We start from the raw sequence: 17,682 nt of genomic DNA, 5'->3' as shown, positions 1-17,682 counted from the left end.
ATATATCATTAAATTATTTCTTCTTACTAATAACTACGCCATTGCAAGTTTTCACTTTATATGAAGGATCTTATTCCGTAGATGCAACAAAAAAATTCCTTCCTTTCAATCCGGAAACGGATAATCCAAAAGACCGTCCTGCTTCCTTGTTTATTCATGTCCAGCCTTTCCTGGTGAAACTGGAGAATGACCTGATCTTGTTTGATACCGGTTTGGGCTATAGTAATGAAAAAGGACAGTTGATTTTGCATGAAAATATTAAAAAGGCGGGCTTTAAGCCGGAAGATGTCACCATGGTGCTGATGTCTCATTTACATTTTGACCATTCCGGAGGAATGATTCATCAGGTTGGAGATAAGGTAGAACTGAGTTTCCCTGATGCCGTTTATGTGATTCAGCGTGGAGAGTGGGAAAATGCCTTTACCAACACTTCTTCTTCCTATAAAACAGAGATCTTTGATTTCTTACAAAGGAATGCGCAGTTGAATTTCATTGAAGGTTCCGGGCAACTGACACCGGAAATCAGCTATGAGCTTACGGGGGCACATTGTCCTTTTCATCAGGTTTTCCTGCTGGACGATAGAACAGATAAAGTATTCTTTGGAGGTGACGTATTGCCGGAGCCTGAAGAGCTATTGAGAAAGTTTATTGCCAAGTATGATTTTGACGGAAGAAAAGCAATGGAGCTCCGTGAGGAGTTTGGCCAGAAGGCAGCAGCAGAGAACTGGAACTGCCTGTTTTATCATGGCAAGTCGAGGGCGACAGGTTTTGTTACTTTTAACGACGGACAGTTTAAAATCCATTAGTCTGCTGTTCTACCAGTTTCAGTAGTTCAGTCAGCCTTTCTATAGACAGGGGTTTGGAAATAAACCCCTTAACCATGTTATAGGTTTTTGCTTTTTCAATGTCATTCTCATATACGGAGGAAGAGAGCATGTACATGTCTACTTTCTGAGGTACGCCCAGTTTTTCGTAGGCTTCCAGAAATTCCCATCCATTTAAGACTGGCATGTTAATATCAATAAGGATCAGCTGTGGAAGGTCTTCAGCAGAACTGAGTACCCCTGTCAGATAATCGATGGCCATTTGACCATTTGTTTTGGAGATCATTTCTACATTATACCCCGTTTTTTCTACTATTTTTTTTATGATGAAGATATTGATGTCATCATCATCAATTACAAGTAGCTTAATTTTTGAGGTCATCATAGAGGTCAAAGCGTAACGGTAAAATTCTTGTGTAACTATAAAGTTATAAAATATGTCTAAATGGCGGAAGTGATATCTATTATGTTACAAAAAAAAGGCCATTATACAATAATGGCCTTTTTTTTAATAAAATTAAACGAACTATTTTTTAGCTACCAGTTTAATAGCCAGCTCAAATTCGTCATTTATCATCTTATCACCTACGTCAGGGAAGATACTTTTTGATTTGTATTTAATTCCGAATTTAGTTCTGTCGACACTCACTTTGTCTGCTGAAGCAGTCACAGAGCCATCTGCATTCCATACTAAGGTAGCCTGGAAAGTGATAGAATTTGTAATCCCTTTAATGGTTAGGTCACCGGTTACATTCACGGTGTTTCCGTTTCCTGCAACTTTTTTAATTGTGAATGTTGAGGAAGCAAATTTATCAGTTCCAAAAAAGTCGTCTGCTTTTAAGTGCTTTTCTAAATTTGCGCTTTTGTCAGCATCCTTAATAGTGGTCATGTCAATCACGAAATTACCGCCTGCTAATTTTTTTCCATTGAAGGACAATGAACCAGACTGAAGGTCAATAGTACCATTGTGACTGCCTGTTAGTTTTTTACCTACCCATGTAATGGATGATTTTGATGCATCAACTTTGTAAGTATCTGCTTTAAATACCGGAGCTACGAAAGCCGATGAGGCAATTACTACAATCAGTAAGGCCAGGGAAGTTAATTTTAATTTCATGTTTAATGGTTTGTGGTTTTTTTATGCTTCGGTCAGTTTAGACCTTTTAATATATTCAGATGATAAATATATTAAAAGGTTTAACTGATTCCATTATTTTAAACGGTTTCTTCTTCCATATAGCTTTCAATCGGAGGGCAGGCACAAACCAGTGACCTGTCGCCGAATGAATCATTAACCCTACCTACTGAAGGCCAGAATTTGTAGGCCGCAACATAAGGAAGAGGGAATGCCGCAGTTTGTCTGCTGTAGCCATGGTTCCATTCATCACCTGTCACAACCGTAGCTGTGTGTGGTGCATTTTTCAATGGGTTATCTGTTTTGTCCGAATCTCCGTTCTCTACTGCTGTTACTTCTTTTCTGATGGCAATTAAAGCATCACAGAACCTGTCTAATTCATGTTTAGGCTCGCTTTCTGTAGGCTCTACCATTAGCGTTCCTGCAACCGGGAAAGATACTGTAGGTGCGTGGAAACCATAGTCCATTAAACGTTTTGCGATATCTACCACTTCGATTCCGAAGTTTTTGAAAGCTCTGCAATCCAGGATCATCTCGTGTGCACAACGTCCGTTAGCACCTGAATACAATACCGGATAATGTTGTTCTAAACGCGCTTTCATGTAGTTTGCGTTAAGAATCGCATGTTTGGTTGCGCTGGTCAGACCTTCGCCACCCATCATTGCGATATATGCATGAGAGATCACTAAGATCGATGCGGAACCCCATGGAGCAGAAGAAACGGCATGAATAGATTTTTCTTTGCTGATGTCTACTACTGCGTGAGCCGGCAAGTAAGGAACCAGGTGTTTAGCCACACCGATCGGGCCCATACCAGGACCACCACCACCGTGAGGGATACAGAATGTTTTGTGTAAGTTAAGGTGACAAACGTCAGCACCGATATTACCAGGGCTGGTTAATCCTACCTGAGCATTCATATTGGCACCATCCATATATACTTGTCCGCCATTTTCATGGATGATGTTACAGATGTCGATAATGCTTTCTTCGAATACCCCGTGTGTAGATGGATACGTCACCATTAAGCAGGAAAGATTTTCTTTGTTCTCTTCTGCTTTTGCTTTTAAATCATCAACATCAATATTTCCGTTTTCAAGAGACTTTACGATGATGATTTTCATTCCTGCCATCGCTGCAGATGCAGGATTGGTTCCGTGTGCGGAAGAAGGAATTAATGCAATGTTACGGTGATGATCACCACGATCCTGATGGTAAGCTCTGATCACCATTAAACCTGCATATTCGCCCTGAGCACCAGCATTTGGCTGTAAACTCATTGCTGCAAATCCAGTGATTTCACTTAACCATCTGTCAAGTTCGTTAAATACGGTATAGTAACCTGCAACCTGATCAGCAGGTGCAAATGGATGGATTCTTCCAAATTCCGGCCAGGTCACAGGAATCATTTCAGTCGTTGCGTTTAGTTTCATGGTACATGAACCTAAGGCAATCATCGAATGACAAAGAGAAAGGTCTTTTGCTTCCAGTGATTTAATGTAACGCAACATTTCATGCTCTGAATGGTGTGCATTAAATACCGGATGGCCTAGGTAAGCAGAAGTACGTTGAAGTGCTGCAGGGATAACCGTTGTTACATTTTCATCCGCAAGTTCCACTGCATCAGCAGCGATACCTTTTACTTTAGCGAAGATTTTTACCAACAACTGAACATCTTCAATGGCAGTAGTTTCATCTAGAGCGATGGTCACTATACTTCCTTTATAGTTCAGGTTGATTTCATTGTCGATACATTCTCTGTGGATCGAGTCTACAAGGTTACCAAGATCTAACTGGATGGTATCGAAGTAAACTTTATTCAATTGGGTATAACCTGCTTTTTCTAAAGATTCAGCTAAGGTTACTGCCAATCCATGCGTACGCTCAGCGATTAGTTTTAATCCTTTAGGCCCATGATAAACGGCATAGAAACCAGCCATAATAGCTAGTAAAGCCTGTGCAGTACAGATGTTTGAAGTTGCCTTATCTCTACGGATATGTTGTTCCCTGGTTTGAAGGGCCATACGTAAAGCATAGTTGTTATTGCTGTCGATGGTTACACCAATGATACGTCCTGGAATGGAACGTTTGTACTCATCTTTAGTCGCGAAATAAGCAGCATGAGGACCACCAAAGCCCATTGGTACACCGAAACGCTGTGTAGTACCCACTACAATGTCAGCTCCCCATTCTCCCGGAGGAGTCAGTAAGGTTAAGCTTAAAAGGTCTGCAACAACAGTAACTTTTACATTCAGTGTATGTGCGTTTTGTGCAAAATCAGTATAGTCAAATACTTCACCGTTACCGGCTGGATATTGGATGATCGCGCCAAAGAACTCCTCATTAAGGACTGTTGTTTGGTGATCACCTATTATTAACTCGATACCAAAAGGATTGGCACGGGTTTTTAAAATGTCAATAGTTTGTGGGAAAAGCAATTCAGATACAAAGAATTTCTTTGCACCTTGATTTTTGCGTAAGCTGAACTGCATGAACATGGCTTCAGCTGCAGCAGTACCTTCGTCCAGCAGGGACGCATTTGCAATTTCCATACCGGTAAGGTCGATCACCAGGGTCTGGAAGTTTAACAATGCCTGTAAACGGCCCTGAGCAATCTCTGCCTGGTAAGGCGTGTATTGAGTATACCATCCCGGGTTTTCCATTACATTACGTAAGATCACACCTGGAGTAGTAGTATCATAATATCCCTGACCGATATATGATTTGAAAACCTTGTTTAGAGCAGCAGTTTGTTTTAAGCTGCTCAGGTAATCCTTTTCAGATTTCGCCTGTGGCAGGTTTAATGGCTGTTTCAACCGGATCGTTTGAGGAACGGTTTGTTCTATTAATTCGTCAACAGAACCCAGTCCTAGCGTGTGCAACATGGCATCGACATCGGCTGTGTTGGGGGCAATGTGACGATCTTTAAAGTCTTCTTTGTAATGAATATTTAAGCTCATGAAATCTATATATAAAAAGTTCCGCAAAGGTAATAAAAAATCCCCTTAGCTCTAAGCGTAAAAGACTTTGATAAAACTAATCCCCGACCAGTATCCAGCCTTCTTCTTTTTTGAACTTTAATTTATAGGTTTTTGTGATGAAATTGCTCGCGGTTCCCTTGTCTTTCAGGAAAATAGCGAAATCATTCTGTTCCTTTTTTAAGGATACTGTGACTCTCGCTACCTTGGAATCACCTTTAATCAGGGTGATGGGTTTTTCGGGATCCAAAACATAGTCCAACACCCGGAGGGTGGCCTTTGATGCATCCTGTTTCAGGACGTAAGGTTTTGATTTATCGGTTAATGAGACCTGATACACATAGACGCTGTCTTTTGATAAGAATTTCTTTTTCTGATCCTGTAAGGCCATTTCAACCAGGCCTTTTCCTTCCAGCTCCTTGTATTTCTCTAACTCAACCTTATCATTTTTACTCCTGAATTTGATTTCTCCAACATTGATCCGGACACTTTCGAATTCAGGGTTTGCTTTCAGGTGTGCAGTAATGACATCTGTTGCGGTACTTTCATCCAGGTTGCCCGCGCCACCTTTACATCCGATGATAAAGAAAAGAAATACTGCAGAGATCGTTAATAAGGTTAAGTTTTTCATAAGCGTATGTTTTTTATGGTTATGAAGCGGTCATGATCTTAATCTCATTCTTTGATCTGTAAGATCATGACGGTTTCATCGGAGAAATATTTAGTCTTTTAGTTGTCTTAAATACATTTGAACGGTATTCTCCAATCCAAGGTATAATGCATCGCTGATTAAGGCATGGCCGATGCTTACCTCCAGTAGTCCGGGAATATTGGCGGCAAAATAGTTCAGGTTATGAAGGTCCAGATCATGACCTGCATTGATACCAAGGCCGAGTTGGTTGGCTCTTTCTGCTGCTGCAACGTAAGGAAGAATAGCTTGTTCTTTATGGGTATGGTAATGACGTGCATAGTCTTCGGTATAGAGCTCGATCCGGTCCGTTCCGCTTTCCGCAGCTGCATCGATCATATCGACTACCGGGTCTACAAATATGGAAACCCTGATTCCGGCAGACTGGAATAAGCTTGTCATCTCTTTAAGGTATGCCTGATTTTTGATGGTATCCCATCCGTGATTGGAAGTGATTTGTCCTTCTGTATCCGGTACTAAAGTAACCTGTGCTGGTTTGTTGGCGAGTACAAGATCTACGAATTTCTGTTCCCGGCAATTGCCTTCAATGTTAAACTCTGTGGCAATTACAGCTTTTAAGTCGAACACATCCTGGTAACGGATATGCCTTTCATCTGGCCGTGGATGTACGGTGATGCCTTCTGCACCAAAGCGTTCACAGTCTAGCGCTACCTTTACCAAATCCGGATTGTTACCCCCGCGACTGTTTCTTAATGTCGCGATTTTATTAATGTTTACAGATAATTTTGCCATGAGGTAAAAATAGTGGATTATTTCCTTATTTTGTTGTCAGCTATCACGATAATTTCTTACACCAATGTTCAAAAAGTCCCTTTTTACATTTCTATGCCTGTTGAGTTTACAAAGCATATTGTACGCCCAGGAAGCTAAAGTTGATCTGAAAGGATATCCTGTTATTGTACATCAGGATACGCTGTTTCATATTAAAAACAGATTGGGTTCTTTATCTGCATCAGAAAGGGCAGAGCGAACTTCAGAAAAGGTAGAGAAATTAGCGGAAGACCTTCTTTTTGTGGCCGATTCTGTCAAGATTCAAGACGATTCTCTTGTTACTGACCTGGTCTACAAGGGCAATATCCTGATCAGTTTATCTAAGGCCGATGCAGATTCGGTGCGTATGGACAAGGGGGTGCTTGCAAAAACATACCAGCAGATCATTGTAAAAAATGTAAAAGAATACAAAAGTGAGACTGATGTTTCTGAATTGTTGAAGCGCGCAGGTTTAGGACTTCTGATCTTATTGATCCTGGGGGCCCTGATCTTCTATTTAAATAAATACTTCAACCGTTTCCGAGCCTGGATTAGTGTGAAACTGCAGAAAAGAATCGGAAACATTAAAATCAAAGATTACGAACTGATCAATAAGAGGAGCGAACTGTTACTCATCGGAAGGTCACTGAACCTGCTTAAATTTCTGCTGATCTTTTTACTGATCTACATTACCCTCCCACTGGTATTCCGTCTTTTTCCATGGACAAAGCCCTGGGGAGATAGCCTGATTAGTTTTGTACTGAATCCGTTGAAAAATATATTCAGTGCAACGATCAATTTTATTCCCAATCTGATTACCATTGTTGTCATCGTTTTTGTCTTTCATTATATTAAAAAGGGAATTAAGTTTCTGGCAGATGAAATAGAAACGGAGAAACTCAAAGTGAATGGTTTTTATCCCGACTGGGCAAAGCCAACCTATAATATTGTAAAGATTGTCCTCAATGCATTTATGCTGGTCGTGATCTGGCCATTTATTCCAGGCTCCAATTCTGAGATTTTCAAAGGAGTCTCTGTGTTTTTAGGACTCCTGATTTCTTTTGGCTCTTCTTCTGCCATCAGCAATGGGGTTGCAGGTATGGTGATCACCTATATGCGGCCTTTTAAACTTGGGGATGTCGTTAAAATAGGGGACATTACCGGGGCAGTGCTCGAAAAATCTTTACTCGTTACCAGGTTAAAAACCATAAAGAATGAAATCATAACCATTCCTAACAGTGCAATTTTAAATGGGAATACGGTCAATTATACCAGTTTATGTGGGAACGAAGGGTTGATTATTCATTCTACCCTGACACTGGGATATGATATCCCCTGGCAAACCATTCATGGTCTGCTGATCAATGCGGCATTGGCGACAGAAGGAGTGGTTAAAGAAAAACAGCCATTTGTATTGCAAACCAGTCTGGACGATTGGTATGTATCCTATCAGGTCAATGCTTATGTTAATAAGCCGGAAATTATGGCCCTGATTTACTCCGAGCTTCATAAGAACATCCATGAGGCTTTTGATGCAGCTGGAGTTGAGATCATGTCGCCACATTACCAGGCCATCAGAGATGGAAATGCGAGCACTTTACCACAGCAAAGTCTATAGCGTTGATTATTTTTTAATTCAGAGTTAATGATATCTGCTTTTTTATATTTTTGTCAGAAAAAATAAAAACAGTATGAAGAAAATGCTCTTTCTTATTGGCATATCCCTGCTTTCTTTGCAGGGTATGGCACAAGAGACAACGGGATCATCACCAAATAAAGATACCTGGATTGATCAGCCTGATGTGGTGATCAAAGGGGAGGACCTTAAAAATTTTCCGGGTTCATCGTTAACAGAATTATTGCTTGGCCGTCTGCCTGGCTTAAGTCAGCAGCAAACAGCCCCGCTATATAATGAACTGGTATTCGTGGTGGATGGGCTGGTCTGGAATAATGTGAATGCCATTAACATTTACAACATTGAAGATATTTCCTATTATAGAGGCGGTCTGGCTAGTAAGTTCGGGGTAAAAAATTCCGGAAGAAGTATTGTTCTTATCCGTACTAAAACAGCGGGGTTTAACCAGGCCTTTTCTGCAACTGCAAATGTTCTGGCAGGCGTGACTTTTCCAAAAGAAGGATCTGACAACAAGCGAATGTATCCTCAAAGTTATAATGTGATCCTTGCAGAGGGGTCTGATAAAATTTCCTGGAGGGGCTCGGCGACTTATCGTAATTCTTATATCTATGCCGAAAAGATCGACCGGGATGAACAGTTTCAGCTAAATGGAAATGTCAGATACCGACCTTTAAAATGGCTTGATCTTGGTGCAAGCGTAAATTATGCTCCTGCTAATTTCGAGAACAGTGAGTGGGGAGGAAGAGCCAATAACCTCTACCGGTCAGAAAACAAAATTGATATAGACCATTGGAATGGATTTTTTACCGCTGCAATAAGACCGGTTAAAGGACTACTGAATGAATTTAATGTATTGAAACAAAGCCTGAGAAATGAAAATGAATTGCAGGGGACTAACGATATGCCAGGTATGCCGCGGGTTATCTCAAATGAGGCCGGAAATCTTAAAATCAATAATTTTTCCGTTATGAATAACCTGAACTATTCTTTTGGTATTCATCAGGACCGGGTTAAATTTAAAGTAGCGGGAATCTATCAGTTTGAGCGTATTGATCAAAAGGGAATGCAGTCCGCTATATATTATCAGGAGACAAACGGAGTGCCTTCCACTACTTTATCGACTTCAGAGACCCGGACTGGTGGAAAGTCTGGTCTGCATAGCCTGATTGGAGATCTTTCCGTTAATTTATATGATATTTTGTTCCTGCAGGCGGGTGTCAGAAGAGATGGGTTTAGTGTGAATGAATCTTTGCTGGAGAATAAAAAGAAAGGCATGTACGCTCCATATTATGCAGCAAAATTGAATTTAAAGAACGCCCTGGTCAAAGACATTGATGGAATTTCTCAGCTGCAGCTTTTCGCTGCTTTCGGTCAATACAGAACTCCGGTTGAGATCAGTACCGGCTCTGAAAACTATATTGGATTCGTTTTGAACAGGGACAGAGATAAACTGAGCATGCAGAATTACGGCATCAATACCGCTTTCTTCAACAATAGGTTACGTGTTTCCGGAGATTGGTTCAGAAGTAATAACTATAGTTATTTAAGGATCAGTCTGCCAACAGGTGGCGATGGCCTTGCCGGGGTCAATCTGGAGACGGAATCAAAAACCGAAGGTTGGAGGCTCTGGTCGTCCGCAGATATTTTCAGAAATACCCCTTTTAGATGGACTACAGGTTTAAGCATCTACAAAAACCGCGTAAAGAGGAGTAGTTTGCGAGAATCTTTTTTCCAATTGAATGATGATGGTAAAAACAATCAGCCACTACAAATGGGAATGCAACATCAGTTTGCTTATGGCAATTTCTCTTTGGATGTGAATGGGTATGCTTATTTTAAGCAGCCGGAAACCTTTCTTGAATATGGATCTGTCCTGAAACTTAATACCAGAAAGGCGACCTATCTGAACCTGAATTTCCTTTCACTGGGATATGATTTCAAGTCTGTGATGTCGAATAAAACCTTTAAAGGGTTTAGGGTCAATGTAATTGGAAGAAACATTGTTCAGCACCAAAAAGAAAGCATGTTGGGAAAGATGCCAAGAACAGTTGCCTTAGCATTGAGTACAACGCTTTAGTTGAATACTGCTTCATGAAAAAAGGGCTGCTGTTTTACACAGCAGCCCTTTTTATTGAAAAGATATTTCTAGTATCTGTAAGCTTCAGGCTTGAATGGACCTTCAACTGGTACACCAATATAATCCGCTTGATGTTGATCTAAAACATCCAGTTCCACACCAATTTTTGCTAAGTGTAAACGGGCAACTTTTTCATCAAGGTATTTAGGAAGAACATAAACTTTGTTCTCATATTTATCTGTATTTGTCCAAAGCTCTAACTGCGCTAAAGTTTGGTTGGTGAAAGAGTTCGACATTACGAAACTTGGGTGACCTGTAGCACAACCTAAGTTTACCAAACGACCTTCAGCCAATAGGATGATGTCTTTACCGTCAATGGTATATTTGTCAACCTGAGGTTTGATCTCAATTTTAGTATCACCATAGTTTGAATTTAACCAGGCAACATCGATTTCATTATCGAAGTGACCAATGTTACAAACGATAGTTTTGTCTTTCATCAGTTTGAAGTGTTCTGCACGAACGATATCACAGTTACCGGTAGTGGTTACTACGATGTCAGCTTCTTTAACTGCTGTAGCGAATTTTTTTACTTCATATCCTTCCATTGCTGCCTGTAATGCACAGATCGGGTCAATTTCAGATACAATTACACGTACACCTTGTGAACTTAATGATTCCGCGGAACCTTTACCCACATCACCGTAACCAGCAACAACAGCAACTTTACCAGCCATCATTACATCAGTTGCACGACGGATCGCATCAACCAATGACTCACGGCAACCGTATTTATTGTCGAATTTAGATTTGGTAACTGAATCATTAACGTTGATCGCAGGTAAATGTAAAGTGCCATTTTTCATGCGCTCATACAGACGGTGAACACCTGTAGTAGTTTCTTCAGATAATCCTTTAATTGCAGCAATCAGCTCAGGGTATTTATCGAATACCATGTTGGTTAAATCACCACCATCATCTAAGATCATGTTTAATGGCTGACGCTCCGGACCAAAATGTAAAGTTTGCTCAATACACCAGTCGAAATCTACTTCATTCAGACCTTTCCAGGCATAAACCTGAATTCCTGCAGCAGCAATAGCAGCAGCAGCGTGATCCTGTGTAGAAAAGATATTGCATGATGACCAGGTAACTTCAGCACCCAGTTCAACCAAAGTTTCAATTAAAACTGCAGTCTGGATAGTCATGTGCAAACATCCTGCGATGCGCGCACCTTTTAGTGGTTTTGAAGGACCGAATTCTTCGCGTAATGACATTAGGCCTGGCATCTCTGCCTCTGCTAACCCAATCTCTTTACGACCCCATTCTGCCAGTGAAATGTCCTTAACTTTATAAGGAACGTAAGTTGTCTCTACTGATGACATATTTTTGTTTTTTAAGTTGTTGAATTGTAACGATTAATGAGCTTTTCGTATTTATGCTGAGCAACTTGCACAGCTTTTTTCAAACTCAAATTTTTCTTTTGCAAAATTACACAATAGTTTGGCCAAATTCAAAAGCGTTGTCTGCGATAAAGTGTCAGTTTGTTAACATGACATTTACATGGTTTTGTTTTTTTGAGAAATGTTTGTGCTACTCCTGAAGGTTATTAGCAAAATTGTTATTCGATAAACCTGCTTCCGGTGCTTTCCGAAAATACCACCAGCAAGTCATAGCCGTTAATCCATTCTTTCATCGGCTCAGAGATTTTAAGCTTGCCCATAAACACAGCATTTCGAATCGGTCTTAAGTCAAAAGTTGCCCATTCTTTGTTCTTCAGCTTTGCGGTAAATGGGCTGAGCATACCTAAGTCATCACCCTTATCATCAGTATTAGGCTGGATTGCCAGTTTATTATTGACTGGCCCCATGACATTGATGGTTCCTTCTTTACCATATATCAGGATATGTAAAGGTTTTTTATTAGCCGATGCCGCAATATTGTCTGCGAGGTTTCCTACCTCAAAGACTCCTTTAAGATCATTTGTGCGGGGAAGATGATTGGCACCAAGCTTAAAAAGCAATTTGGGAACCTTAATTTCATCGCTGGTAATATAAGGGGAAAGGTAGTTCATCAGATTTTTCTTCATCAGGTTTGTCCTTAACGGGTAGCTTCTATTCCCAAAGGCAGGGATACTCAGTTTAAGGTAGTTCAGCATTTGTTTCGATAACTTACTTTCCTTTTGGAAATCAATAAGAAGGGAGTCGACGGCGGCTGTTGTGATATGATATCCCCTGAAATCACCGTATCTGTTTAAATCCTGATAAATGGGTAAATCCCATTTAAAGCATTCTTCTTTCTTTTGCAATGCTTTTTTCCTGTTGGCGGGTGACTTTGCTTCATTGGCCAGCATCTCGAAAAAGCTGCCAAGACCCATGGTATTGAGCTCGTTTAGTCCCCAGATGTCAATTTTTTTTAATTGCATTTGTCTGGCCAGTTCCATCTCCGGCTCCCAGGAATAAAAGGCAAAATCATATGGATTTTGTTTAAAATGCGAGGAATATTTCTCTGGCTGAACGCTTAACTTCTTTAGACGCATGGCACTAAATGGATCGATTTCAGTTACTAATGCTGTCGGTTTGAAGATCTCTGCTATTCTGGTTGTAAAAACAGGAATTTCAGCTTCTCCATGCTGTTCACCTATCATCAGAAACTGAGTAGTTGCGATTTCTTTTTGAAGGAACTCCCAGCCCGGGCCCTCAAAGTTTCCTTTTTCGAATTTAAATGCTTGTTTTCTGATCAGACTATCAAGTTTTAAACTGTCAGAAGGACCTGAACTGAGGATGGACTTGTTTTCTAAGGAAGGGGTACTTTTAGCGCAAAGAGTTAAGGCCGACAGGCAGAAAAATGCCGTGAAAAGTGTTTTCAAATGCTTGAGTTTTGTATATGCTGTAAAGAGTAGACTATGCTCTTTTTAATATGTTACTGCTGATGATGAAAAACATAAGTTCACAGATCCACACGTACTCCAGCTGACAACGCGATTATTGCATCATAAACCATAACCTGCCCATCTATCAGATGATGTTGACAGCGGAGCCTCCTTTATTGAGGCTCCGCTGTCAACATCAATTTTTACCGTACTGCTGTTAAAATTTTATGAGTAATTTTTCTGAATTAAGCTGGCCATTGCTATAGTATTCAAAAAACCAATCTCCGTTCTTTTTAAGTACGACGCCGTTAGCAGTTCCGTTCTCTGCAATAAAATAGTCCTGTACAGAAGTTTTAAGCAAGGTTAAAACCTTTTTAGGCGTAGTATCTATCAGTTGAAAACCCGTTGCCGTTGGTTGGGCATACAAGGTTCCTGCAGGGAGGTTTGCTGCTACTGTTTCTTTAGCTGCAGGAATCGCTTCAGTAACTTGTTTTACCGGTGTAGCCACCGTTGTGATCACTGCTGCGGTTTGTTGAACCGGGGCAGTCGTCGAACCATTATAGGCATATTCAGTCTCTGTCAACGAGGTAAAGGCATCTCTGAGTGCAAGGTTATAAGAAGCTTTAAATTCTTTCTCTCTGCTTTTTCCTTCTTTGCTTTTAAAGACAATATTGCCCTGACAATCCTTTAATAAAAGGGTAATGTTGGTAGTGAACATCCCGTTCTTTTCCAATACATCAGTCATCAGTGCACTGCATTTATTGTTGGCAATTTCAGTAGGTAACTCTGCATTGTCAAAATATACTGTAAATCCTTTTTCCTCTAAAAGCAGCTTGGTCAGGGTATTTAATCTGTATTGGTCATTTTGTTTAAGAAAATTGAATTTCTCAGGTACGAGTACGTATTTGTAATTATTGATGGTCTTTTGGGCGAAGCCTGAAAATGGGAGCGCTAAAATGAGTAATAAAAGGTAGTTTTTCATATTGAATTATTCTAAATCAGTTAATGAGTATGATTCATCGCTGCCATAAATAACCGCAGCGCTATCTAAGGTATAAATATAGTTTTTAATTGTTTTAAGGATATACTTTTCAATTTTTTAACGTCCATCTGTGCGATGCCTGTTGTATATTTATCCAAACACCTGAAAGAAGAAATAAATATTATCGGAAATAGTGGATCTAATATTGATATGAGGAAGGTAAAAACCTATCGAAAAGCGGGGGCCATCACTAAGGAGAAGAAGCTGGAACGATTGCAATATGGAATTGTAATGGGACTTATAATCTCTTTTCTGCTGTATGGTGCTTTTTTCGAGGCGGAAACTATCGGGGAAGATCAGCGATACCATCTCTACATCTTTTTGCTACCCACACTCAGCGGAATGTTGTTGTTGGGAGTTTATAGAAAAGAACAGATGCTCCGGCAGTATTCGGGCCTGGAGAAGGTCTATGAAAAGATATATGCACTGGGACTATATCTGATACAAGGAATTGTGATTTCTTTTTTAAGCTTTGGTCAGGTCTCAATGGTGATTTGGAATTACCTGAATATAAAAGAAGCGGAAAAAAATCCCACCGAAATTCTGAAAGGCAACCTGACCGGATTTAGTTCCGGAAAAAGAACTGCAGTTAATTTTAAATTCAATGATCAGTATGAGCATCTTAAAGCTGGCAGAGAAACAATCCGTGCATATCATGATAAAAAACCGGAAGATTACGTCATCGTCATCGAAGCAAAAAAAGGCCTTTGGAATTATTATCTGGTAGAAAGCTGGAGGATAGAAAAAAGAAAGTAGCCAGTTAAAAAGAAGGGCAAGCGACCGTTTTACCGTGCTTGCCCTTTTGTGCTCCCGAGACTGGGCTCGAACCAGTGACCCTCTGATTAACAGTCAGATGCTCTAACCAGCTGAGCTACTCGGGAATCCTTCGATTTGAAGAAATCTGGTTTTGTAAACAAAAAAAGATCCTCTTTTTTCGGAGTGCAATATTAGAGATTCTGTTTCAATTTTAAAAGAACCCCGGCTAATTTTTTTTTAACTTTTTTTTAAGCGCTTATACCTGTGTGGATTAAATATCAGAAAAGGCAGTTCTAATGAAGGAGATGTACGCTGCCTATTTGAAGAAATCATCAATCTCTAAGTAATTTAAAGGTAAAATCGAATGAGCTTCTCATCTATTCCTTTGATGCTAATGACTTGTACTGTACATTTGTATGGATTAAAGAATTAAAAATAGAAAATATGTATCCTGAATATTTAGTAGAACCTATGCGTGCAGAACTTACTAAAGTAGGTTTTGAGGAGTTGAAATCTGCAGCTGATGTGGATAGTGCCATCACTGGCGAAGGGACTGTATTTGTAGTAGTAAACTCTGTTTGTGGTTGTGCGGCAGCGAATGCACGCCCTGCAGCAAGATTAGCCGCAGCAAATGAAAAACATCCTGATAAACTGGTAACGGTATTCGCAGGTATGGAAAAAGATGCTGTTGACAGAGCAAGAGGTTATATGTTGCCTTTTCCTCCATCTTCGCCATCTATGGCTTTGTTTAAAGATGGTAAGTTAGTTCACATGATTGAACGTCATCAAATTGAAGGCAGACCTGCACAAATGATCGCTGATAGCTTAATCGGCGCTTTTGAGCAATACTGCTAGTCAAACAAAAATATCTTAAAAAGGGTCTGGTTAAATTAATCAGACCCTTTTTTATAAAGTCCTTCCTGGTCTTTGTGCTCCATATTCCAATTTTCTTCTGAGTAAATATTTGGTCTGATCTCCTTCCGGGATGCCCCCGGGTTAAGTCCGTATTGACTCCACCATTACTCTATATCAGGTCCAGGGTGAGTCCACATTTTCTCCGTAAAAACGTGGACTCACCCTGGACTCACTGTGGACTTACTGTGGACTCAGTACGAAGCCATATAGGAGGAGATCCGGAAAGATCTCAGCCTCATCCAAAAATGAATACAGAATTAATTAAAAGGAAATGTTAGAAGTCTTTATTGAGCAATTTCTCCAGTTCTCCAAAGGAAACGTTCATGCGTACACGTCCCTGTTTGGCATAGGCAATTTCTCCGGTTTCTTCAGAGATGATCACTGCAACTGCGTCGGTAGTTTCAGAAACCCCGATGCCTGCCCTGTGGCGTAAGCCAAACTGAGGAGGAAGTTTATCATTGTCCGTTAGTGGGAGGATACAGCTTGCGCTTTTGATCTTATTCTCCGCAATAACTACCGCACCGTCATGGAGCGGGCTATATTTTTGAAAAATGCTTTCCAGCAATCTTTTAGATATTTTAGAATCGATGATCTCACAGCTGTTCGCAAAGAGCTGGTCGTCGTAAAACTTGACAAATACAATCAGGGCCCCGGTGCGGGATTTCTTCATGCTTTTGCAGGCGTCAATAATTGGCTTGATCCGAACAAGGTTATCCCGCTCAATATTCTTACTTCCGAAGAGGTAGCCCCACCAGGCCTTGTTCTGCTGGAGAAAGGTGTTTTTGCCAATCATCAGCAAAAAGCGCCGGATCTCCGGCTGGAAAATCACAATGAGCGCAATGATCCCCACACTCATGAATTTATTGATAATGGTAGACAACAAACGCATGTTCAACTGGTCTACTGCAAACCAGATGATCAGGATGATCAGCATGCCCAGCAATAGATTTACAGCAAGGGTATTCTTGATCAGGTTGTAGATATAGTAAATGAGCAGGGCAACAAAAATAATGTCTGCTACATCTGTCAATGATACTTTTAGAAAATCGAAATCAAATCCTTTCATTATCGCCAAGTTAGGTATTTTTTGAGACTAATATAACCTGGTCTTTTCCACCAAAGCGATACATTCTGCTGCTGCTTTAACGTCATGAACCCTCAATATACCTGCTCCTTTCATTAATGCGATCGTATTTAACACCGAAGTGCCATTAAGTGCTTCGGCCGGGCCGCCACCTAAAAATTTATAAATCATAGATTTTCTCGAAAAACCAACCAGTACCGGCAATTCGAAAACATCGAGGTCTTCCAGATGGTTTAATAACCGGTAATTTTCATCGGTTGTTTTTGCAAAACCAAATCCAGGATCCAGGATGATGTCTTTAGCGCCTAATTTATGAAGCTCGGCAACCCTTGAAGAGAAATAATCTACCAGGTCCAGGCCAATATCGGTATAACCCGTTTGTTGCTGCATTGTTTGTGGGGTTCCCCTCATATGCATCAGAATGTAAGGAACTTGTAAATCTGCAATGGTCTGGAACATGGCTTCGTCCATTCCTCCTCCTGCAATGTCATTGATCAGGTGAGCTCCTGCTTCAATACTTTCTTTAGCAACCTTTGCGCGAAAAGTATCTATAGAGAGCCAGGCTTCGGGGAATTCTTTGCTGAGCAATTCTACGATGGGAACAATGCGGTTTAACTCTTCATCCGTACTGACTTCGGCGGCACCGGGACGTGAAGAGTAGGCCCCGATATCAATATACTTAGCCCCCTCATTTAGAAAAGTTTCCGTTCTTTTTAAGGCGTCATCGGCAGTGCCAACCCTGCTGTTGTTGTAAAACGAATCCGGGGTAAGGTTCAGGATTGCCATCACGGCCGGCCGACTTAAATCTGCCAGCTTACCTTTTAGGTTTAGTGTGGTCTTTCGGTTTAAAAATGTATCTTTAGCCATCGTATAATACAAAAATACAGTATTTAAATAGCTTTAA

General features: G+C 40.5%; 15 protein-coding genes and 1 tRNA gene. 5 read left to right on the top strand and 11 right to left on the bottom strand.

Going from position 1 to position 17,682, the window contains the following annotated elements; genetic code table 11:
* Positions 1-41 precede the first annotated feature (41 nt).
* On the top strand, positions 42-806 hold the full coding sequence (locus DBR43_RS22745; protein WP_124585162.1) for an MBL fold metallo-hydrolase: 765 nt from the start codon (positions 42-44) through the stop codon (positions 804-806).
* Here the strand turns inward: DBR43_RS22745 and DBR43_RS22740 are convergent.
* The 5 genes from DBR43_RS22740 to DBR43_RS22720 all read right to left on the bottom strand — a co-directional run bounded on the left by DBR43_RS22740 (position 793) and on the right by DBR43_RS22720 (position 6,378).
* Positions 793-1,209, bottom strand: a complete 417-nt coding sequence (locus DBR43_RS22740; protein WP_124585160.1) for a response regulator — start codon at positions 1,207-1,209, stop codon at positions 793-795. The two genes, DBR43_RS22745 and DBR43_RS22740, sit on opposite strands and share 14 nt — an antisense overlap.
* A gap of 141 nt (positions 1,210-1,350) precedes the next feature.
* On the bottom strand, positions 1,351-1,941 hold the full coding sequence (locus DBR43_RS22735; protein ID WP_124585158.1) for a YceI family protein: 591 nt from the start codon (positions 1,939-1,941) through the stop codon (positions 1,351-1,353).
* A 98-nt stretch (positions 1,942-2,039) separates the two neighbouring features.
* Positions 2,040-4,919 (bottom strand): aminomethyl-transferring glycine dehydrogenase, encoded by a 2,880-nt coding sequence (gene gcvP / locus DBR43_RS22730; RefSeq protein ID WP_124585156.1) that lies wholly within the window; start codon positions 4,917-4,919, stop codon positions 2,040-2,042.
* A gap of 76 nt (positions 4,920-4,995) precedes the next feature.
* Positions 4,996-5,568: a hypothetical protein gene (locus tag DBR43_RS22725; RefSeq protein ID WP_124585155.1), complete on the bottom strand. Its 573-nt coding sequence runs from the start codon at positions 5,566-5,568 to the stop codon at positions 4,996-4,998.
* Positions 5,569-5,658: 90 nt separating this feature from the next.
* On the bottom strand, positions 5,659-6,378 hold the full coding sequence (locus DBR43_RS22720) for a pyridoxine 5'-phosphate synthase (RefSeq protein WP_124585153.1): 720 nt from the start codon (positions 6,376-6,378) through the stop codon (positions 5,659-5,661).
* 64 nt (positions 6,379-6,442) lie between these two features.
* Between DBR43_RS22720 and DBR43_RS22715 the strand changes: the two genes are divergently transcribed.
* Both DBR43_RS22715 and DBR43_RS22710 read left to right on the top strand, forming a co-directional pair.
* On the top strand, positions 6,443-8,014 hold the full coding sequence (locus tag DBR43_RS22715) for a mechanosensitive ion channel family protein (RefSeq protein WP_124585151.1): 1,572 nt from the start codon (positions 6,443-6,445) through the stop codon (positions 8,012-8,014).
* 73 nt (positions 8,015-8,087) lie between these two features.
* Positions 8,088-10,109 (top strand): TonB-dependent receptor, encoded by a 2,022-nt coding sequence (locus DBR43_RS22710; protein ID WP_124585149.1) that lies wholly within the window; start codon positions 8,088-8,090, stop codon positions 10,107-10,109.
* Positions 10,110-10,177: 68 nt separating this feature from the next.
* Here DBR43_RS22710 and ahcY read toward each other — a convergent pair whose 3' ends face one another.
* The 3 genes from ahcY to DBR43_RS22695 all read right to left on the bottom strand — a co-directional run bounded on the left by ahcY (position 10,178) and on the right by DBR43_RS22695 (position 13,963).
* A complete protein-coding gene (ahcY, locus tag DBR43_RS22705; RefSeq protein ID WP_124585147.1) occupies positions 10,178-11,494 on the bottom strand; it encodes an adenosylhomocysteinase in 1,317 nt (438 codons plus the stop codon).
* Between the two features lie 236 nt (positions 11,495-11,730).
* On the bottom strand, positions 11,731-12,978 hold the full coding sequence (locus DBR43_RS22700; RefSeq protein ID WP_124585145.1) for a hypothetical protein: 1,248 nt from the start codon (positions 12,976-12,978) through the stop codon (positions 11,731-11,733).
* A 220-nt stretch (positions 12,979-13,198) separates the two neighbouring features.
* A complete protein-coding gene (locus DBR43_RS22695) occupies positions 13,199-13,963 on the bottom strand; it encodes a hypothetical protein (protein ID WP_124585143.1) in 765 nt (254 codons plus the stop codon).
* Between the two features lie 135 nt (positions 13,964-14,098).
* Here DBR43_RS22695 and DBR43_RS22690 point away from each other — a divergent pair, with 135 nt between their 5' ends.
* Positions 14,099-14,779 (top strand): hypothetical protein, encoded by a 681-nt coding sequence (locus DBR43_RS22690; RefSeq protein ID WP_124585141.1) that lies wholly within the window; start codon positions 14,099-14,101, stop codon positions 14,777-14,779.
* A gap of 51 nt (positions 14,780-14,830) precedes the next feature.
* On the opposite strand, the gene DBR43_RS22685 is transcribed toward DBR43_RS22690, so the two are convergent.
* Positions 14,831-14,904, bottom strand: a tRNA-Asn gene (locus tag DBR43_RS22685).
* A 319-nt stretch (positions 14,905-15,223) separates the two neighbouring features.
* Between DBR43_RS22685 and DBR43_RS22680 the strand changes: the two genes are divergently transcribed.
* A complete protein-coding gene (locus DBR43_RS22680; protein ID WP_124585139.1) occupies positions 15,224-15,634 on the top strand; it encodes a BrxA/BrxB family bacilliredoxin in 411 nt (136 codons plus the stop codon).
* Positions 15,635-15,968: 334 nt separating this feature from the next.
* Here the strand turns inward: DBR43_RS22680 and cdaA are convergent, their stop codons facing one another.
* Positions 15,969-16,760 carry a diadenylate cyclase CdaA gene (gene cdaA / locus DBR43_RS22675; RefSeq protein WP_073237882.1) on the bottom strand — a complete coding sequence of 264 codons (792 nt, stop codon included), beginning with the start codon at positions 16,758-16,760 and terminating at the stop codon, positions 15,969-15,971.
* Between the two features lie 27 nt (positions 16,761-16,787).
* Positions 16,788-17,645 carry a dihydropteroate synthase gene (gene folP / locus DBR43_RS22670; protein ID WP_124585137.1) on the bottom strand — a complete coding sequence of 286 codons (858 nt, stop codon included), beginning with the start codon at positions 17,643-17,645 and terminating at the stop codon, positions 16,788-16,790.
* Between the last annotated feature and the right edge of the window lie 37 nt (positions 17,646-17,682).

Source organism: Pedobacter sp. KBW06 (genome assembly GCF_003852525.1).
Taxonomy (GTDB): Bacteria; Bacteroidota; Bacteroidia; order Sphingobacteriales; family Sphingobacteriaceae; genus Pedobacter.
This window is presented reverse-complemented; position numbering and strand designations above follow the sequence as displayed.

Bases quoted from the DNA above. Each gene is read 5' to 3' on its own strand.
- DBR43_RS22695 (WP_124585143.1), bottom strand. From the start codon at position 13,963: ATGAAAAACTACCTTTTATTACTCATTTTAGCGCTCCCATTTTCAGGC.
- DBR43_RS22680 (WP_124585139.1), top strand. From the start codon at position 15,224: ATGTATCCTGAATATTTAGTAGAACCTATGCGTGCAGAACTTACTAAA.
- DBR43_RS22710 (WP_124585149.1), top strand. From the start codon at position 8,088: ATGAAGAAAATGCTCTTTCTTATTGGCATATCCCTGCTTTCTTTGCAG.
- DBR43_RS22720 (WP_124585153.1), bottom strand. From the start codon at position 6,378: ATGGCAAAATTATCTGTAAACATTAATAAAATCGCGACATTAAGAAAC.
- DBR43_RS22715 (WP_124585151.1), top strand. From the start codon at position 6,443: ATGTTCAAAAAGTCCCTTTTTACATTTCTATGCCTGTTGAGTTTACAA.
- cdaA (WP_073237882.1), bottom strand. From the start codon at position 16,760: ATGAAAGGATTTGATTTCGATTTTCTAAAAGTATCATTGACAGATGTA.
- DBR43_RS22740 (WP_124585160.1), bottom strand. From the start codon at position 1,209: ATGATGACCTCAAAAATTAAGCTACTTGTAATTGATGATGATGACATC.
- DBR43_RS22690 (WP_124585141.1), top strand. From the start codon at position 14,099: ATGCCTGTTGTATATTTATCCAAACACCTGAAAGAAGAAATAAATATT.
- DBR43_RS22735 (WP_124585158.1), bottom strand. From the start codon at position 1,941: ATGAAATTAAAATTAACTTCCCTGGCCTTACTGATTGTAGTAATTGCC.
- gcvP (WP_124585156.1), bottom strand. From the start codon at position 4,919: ATGAGCTTAAATATTCATTACAAAGAAGACTTTAAAGATCGTCACATT.
- ahcY (WP_124585147.1), bottom strand. From the start codon at position 11,494: ATGTCATCAGTAGAGACAACTTACGTTCCTTATAAAGTTAAGGACATT.
- DBR43_RS22725 (WP_124585155.1), bottom strand. From the start codon at position 5,568: ATGAAAAACTTAACCTTATTAACGATCTCTGCAGTATTTCTTTTCTTT.
- folP (WP_124585137.1), bottom strand. From the start codon at position 17,645: ATGGCTAAAGATACATTTTTAAACCGAAAGACCACACTAAACCTAAAA.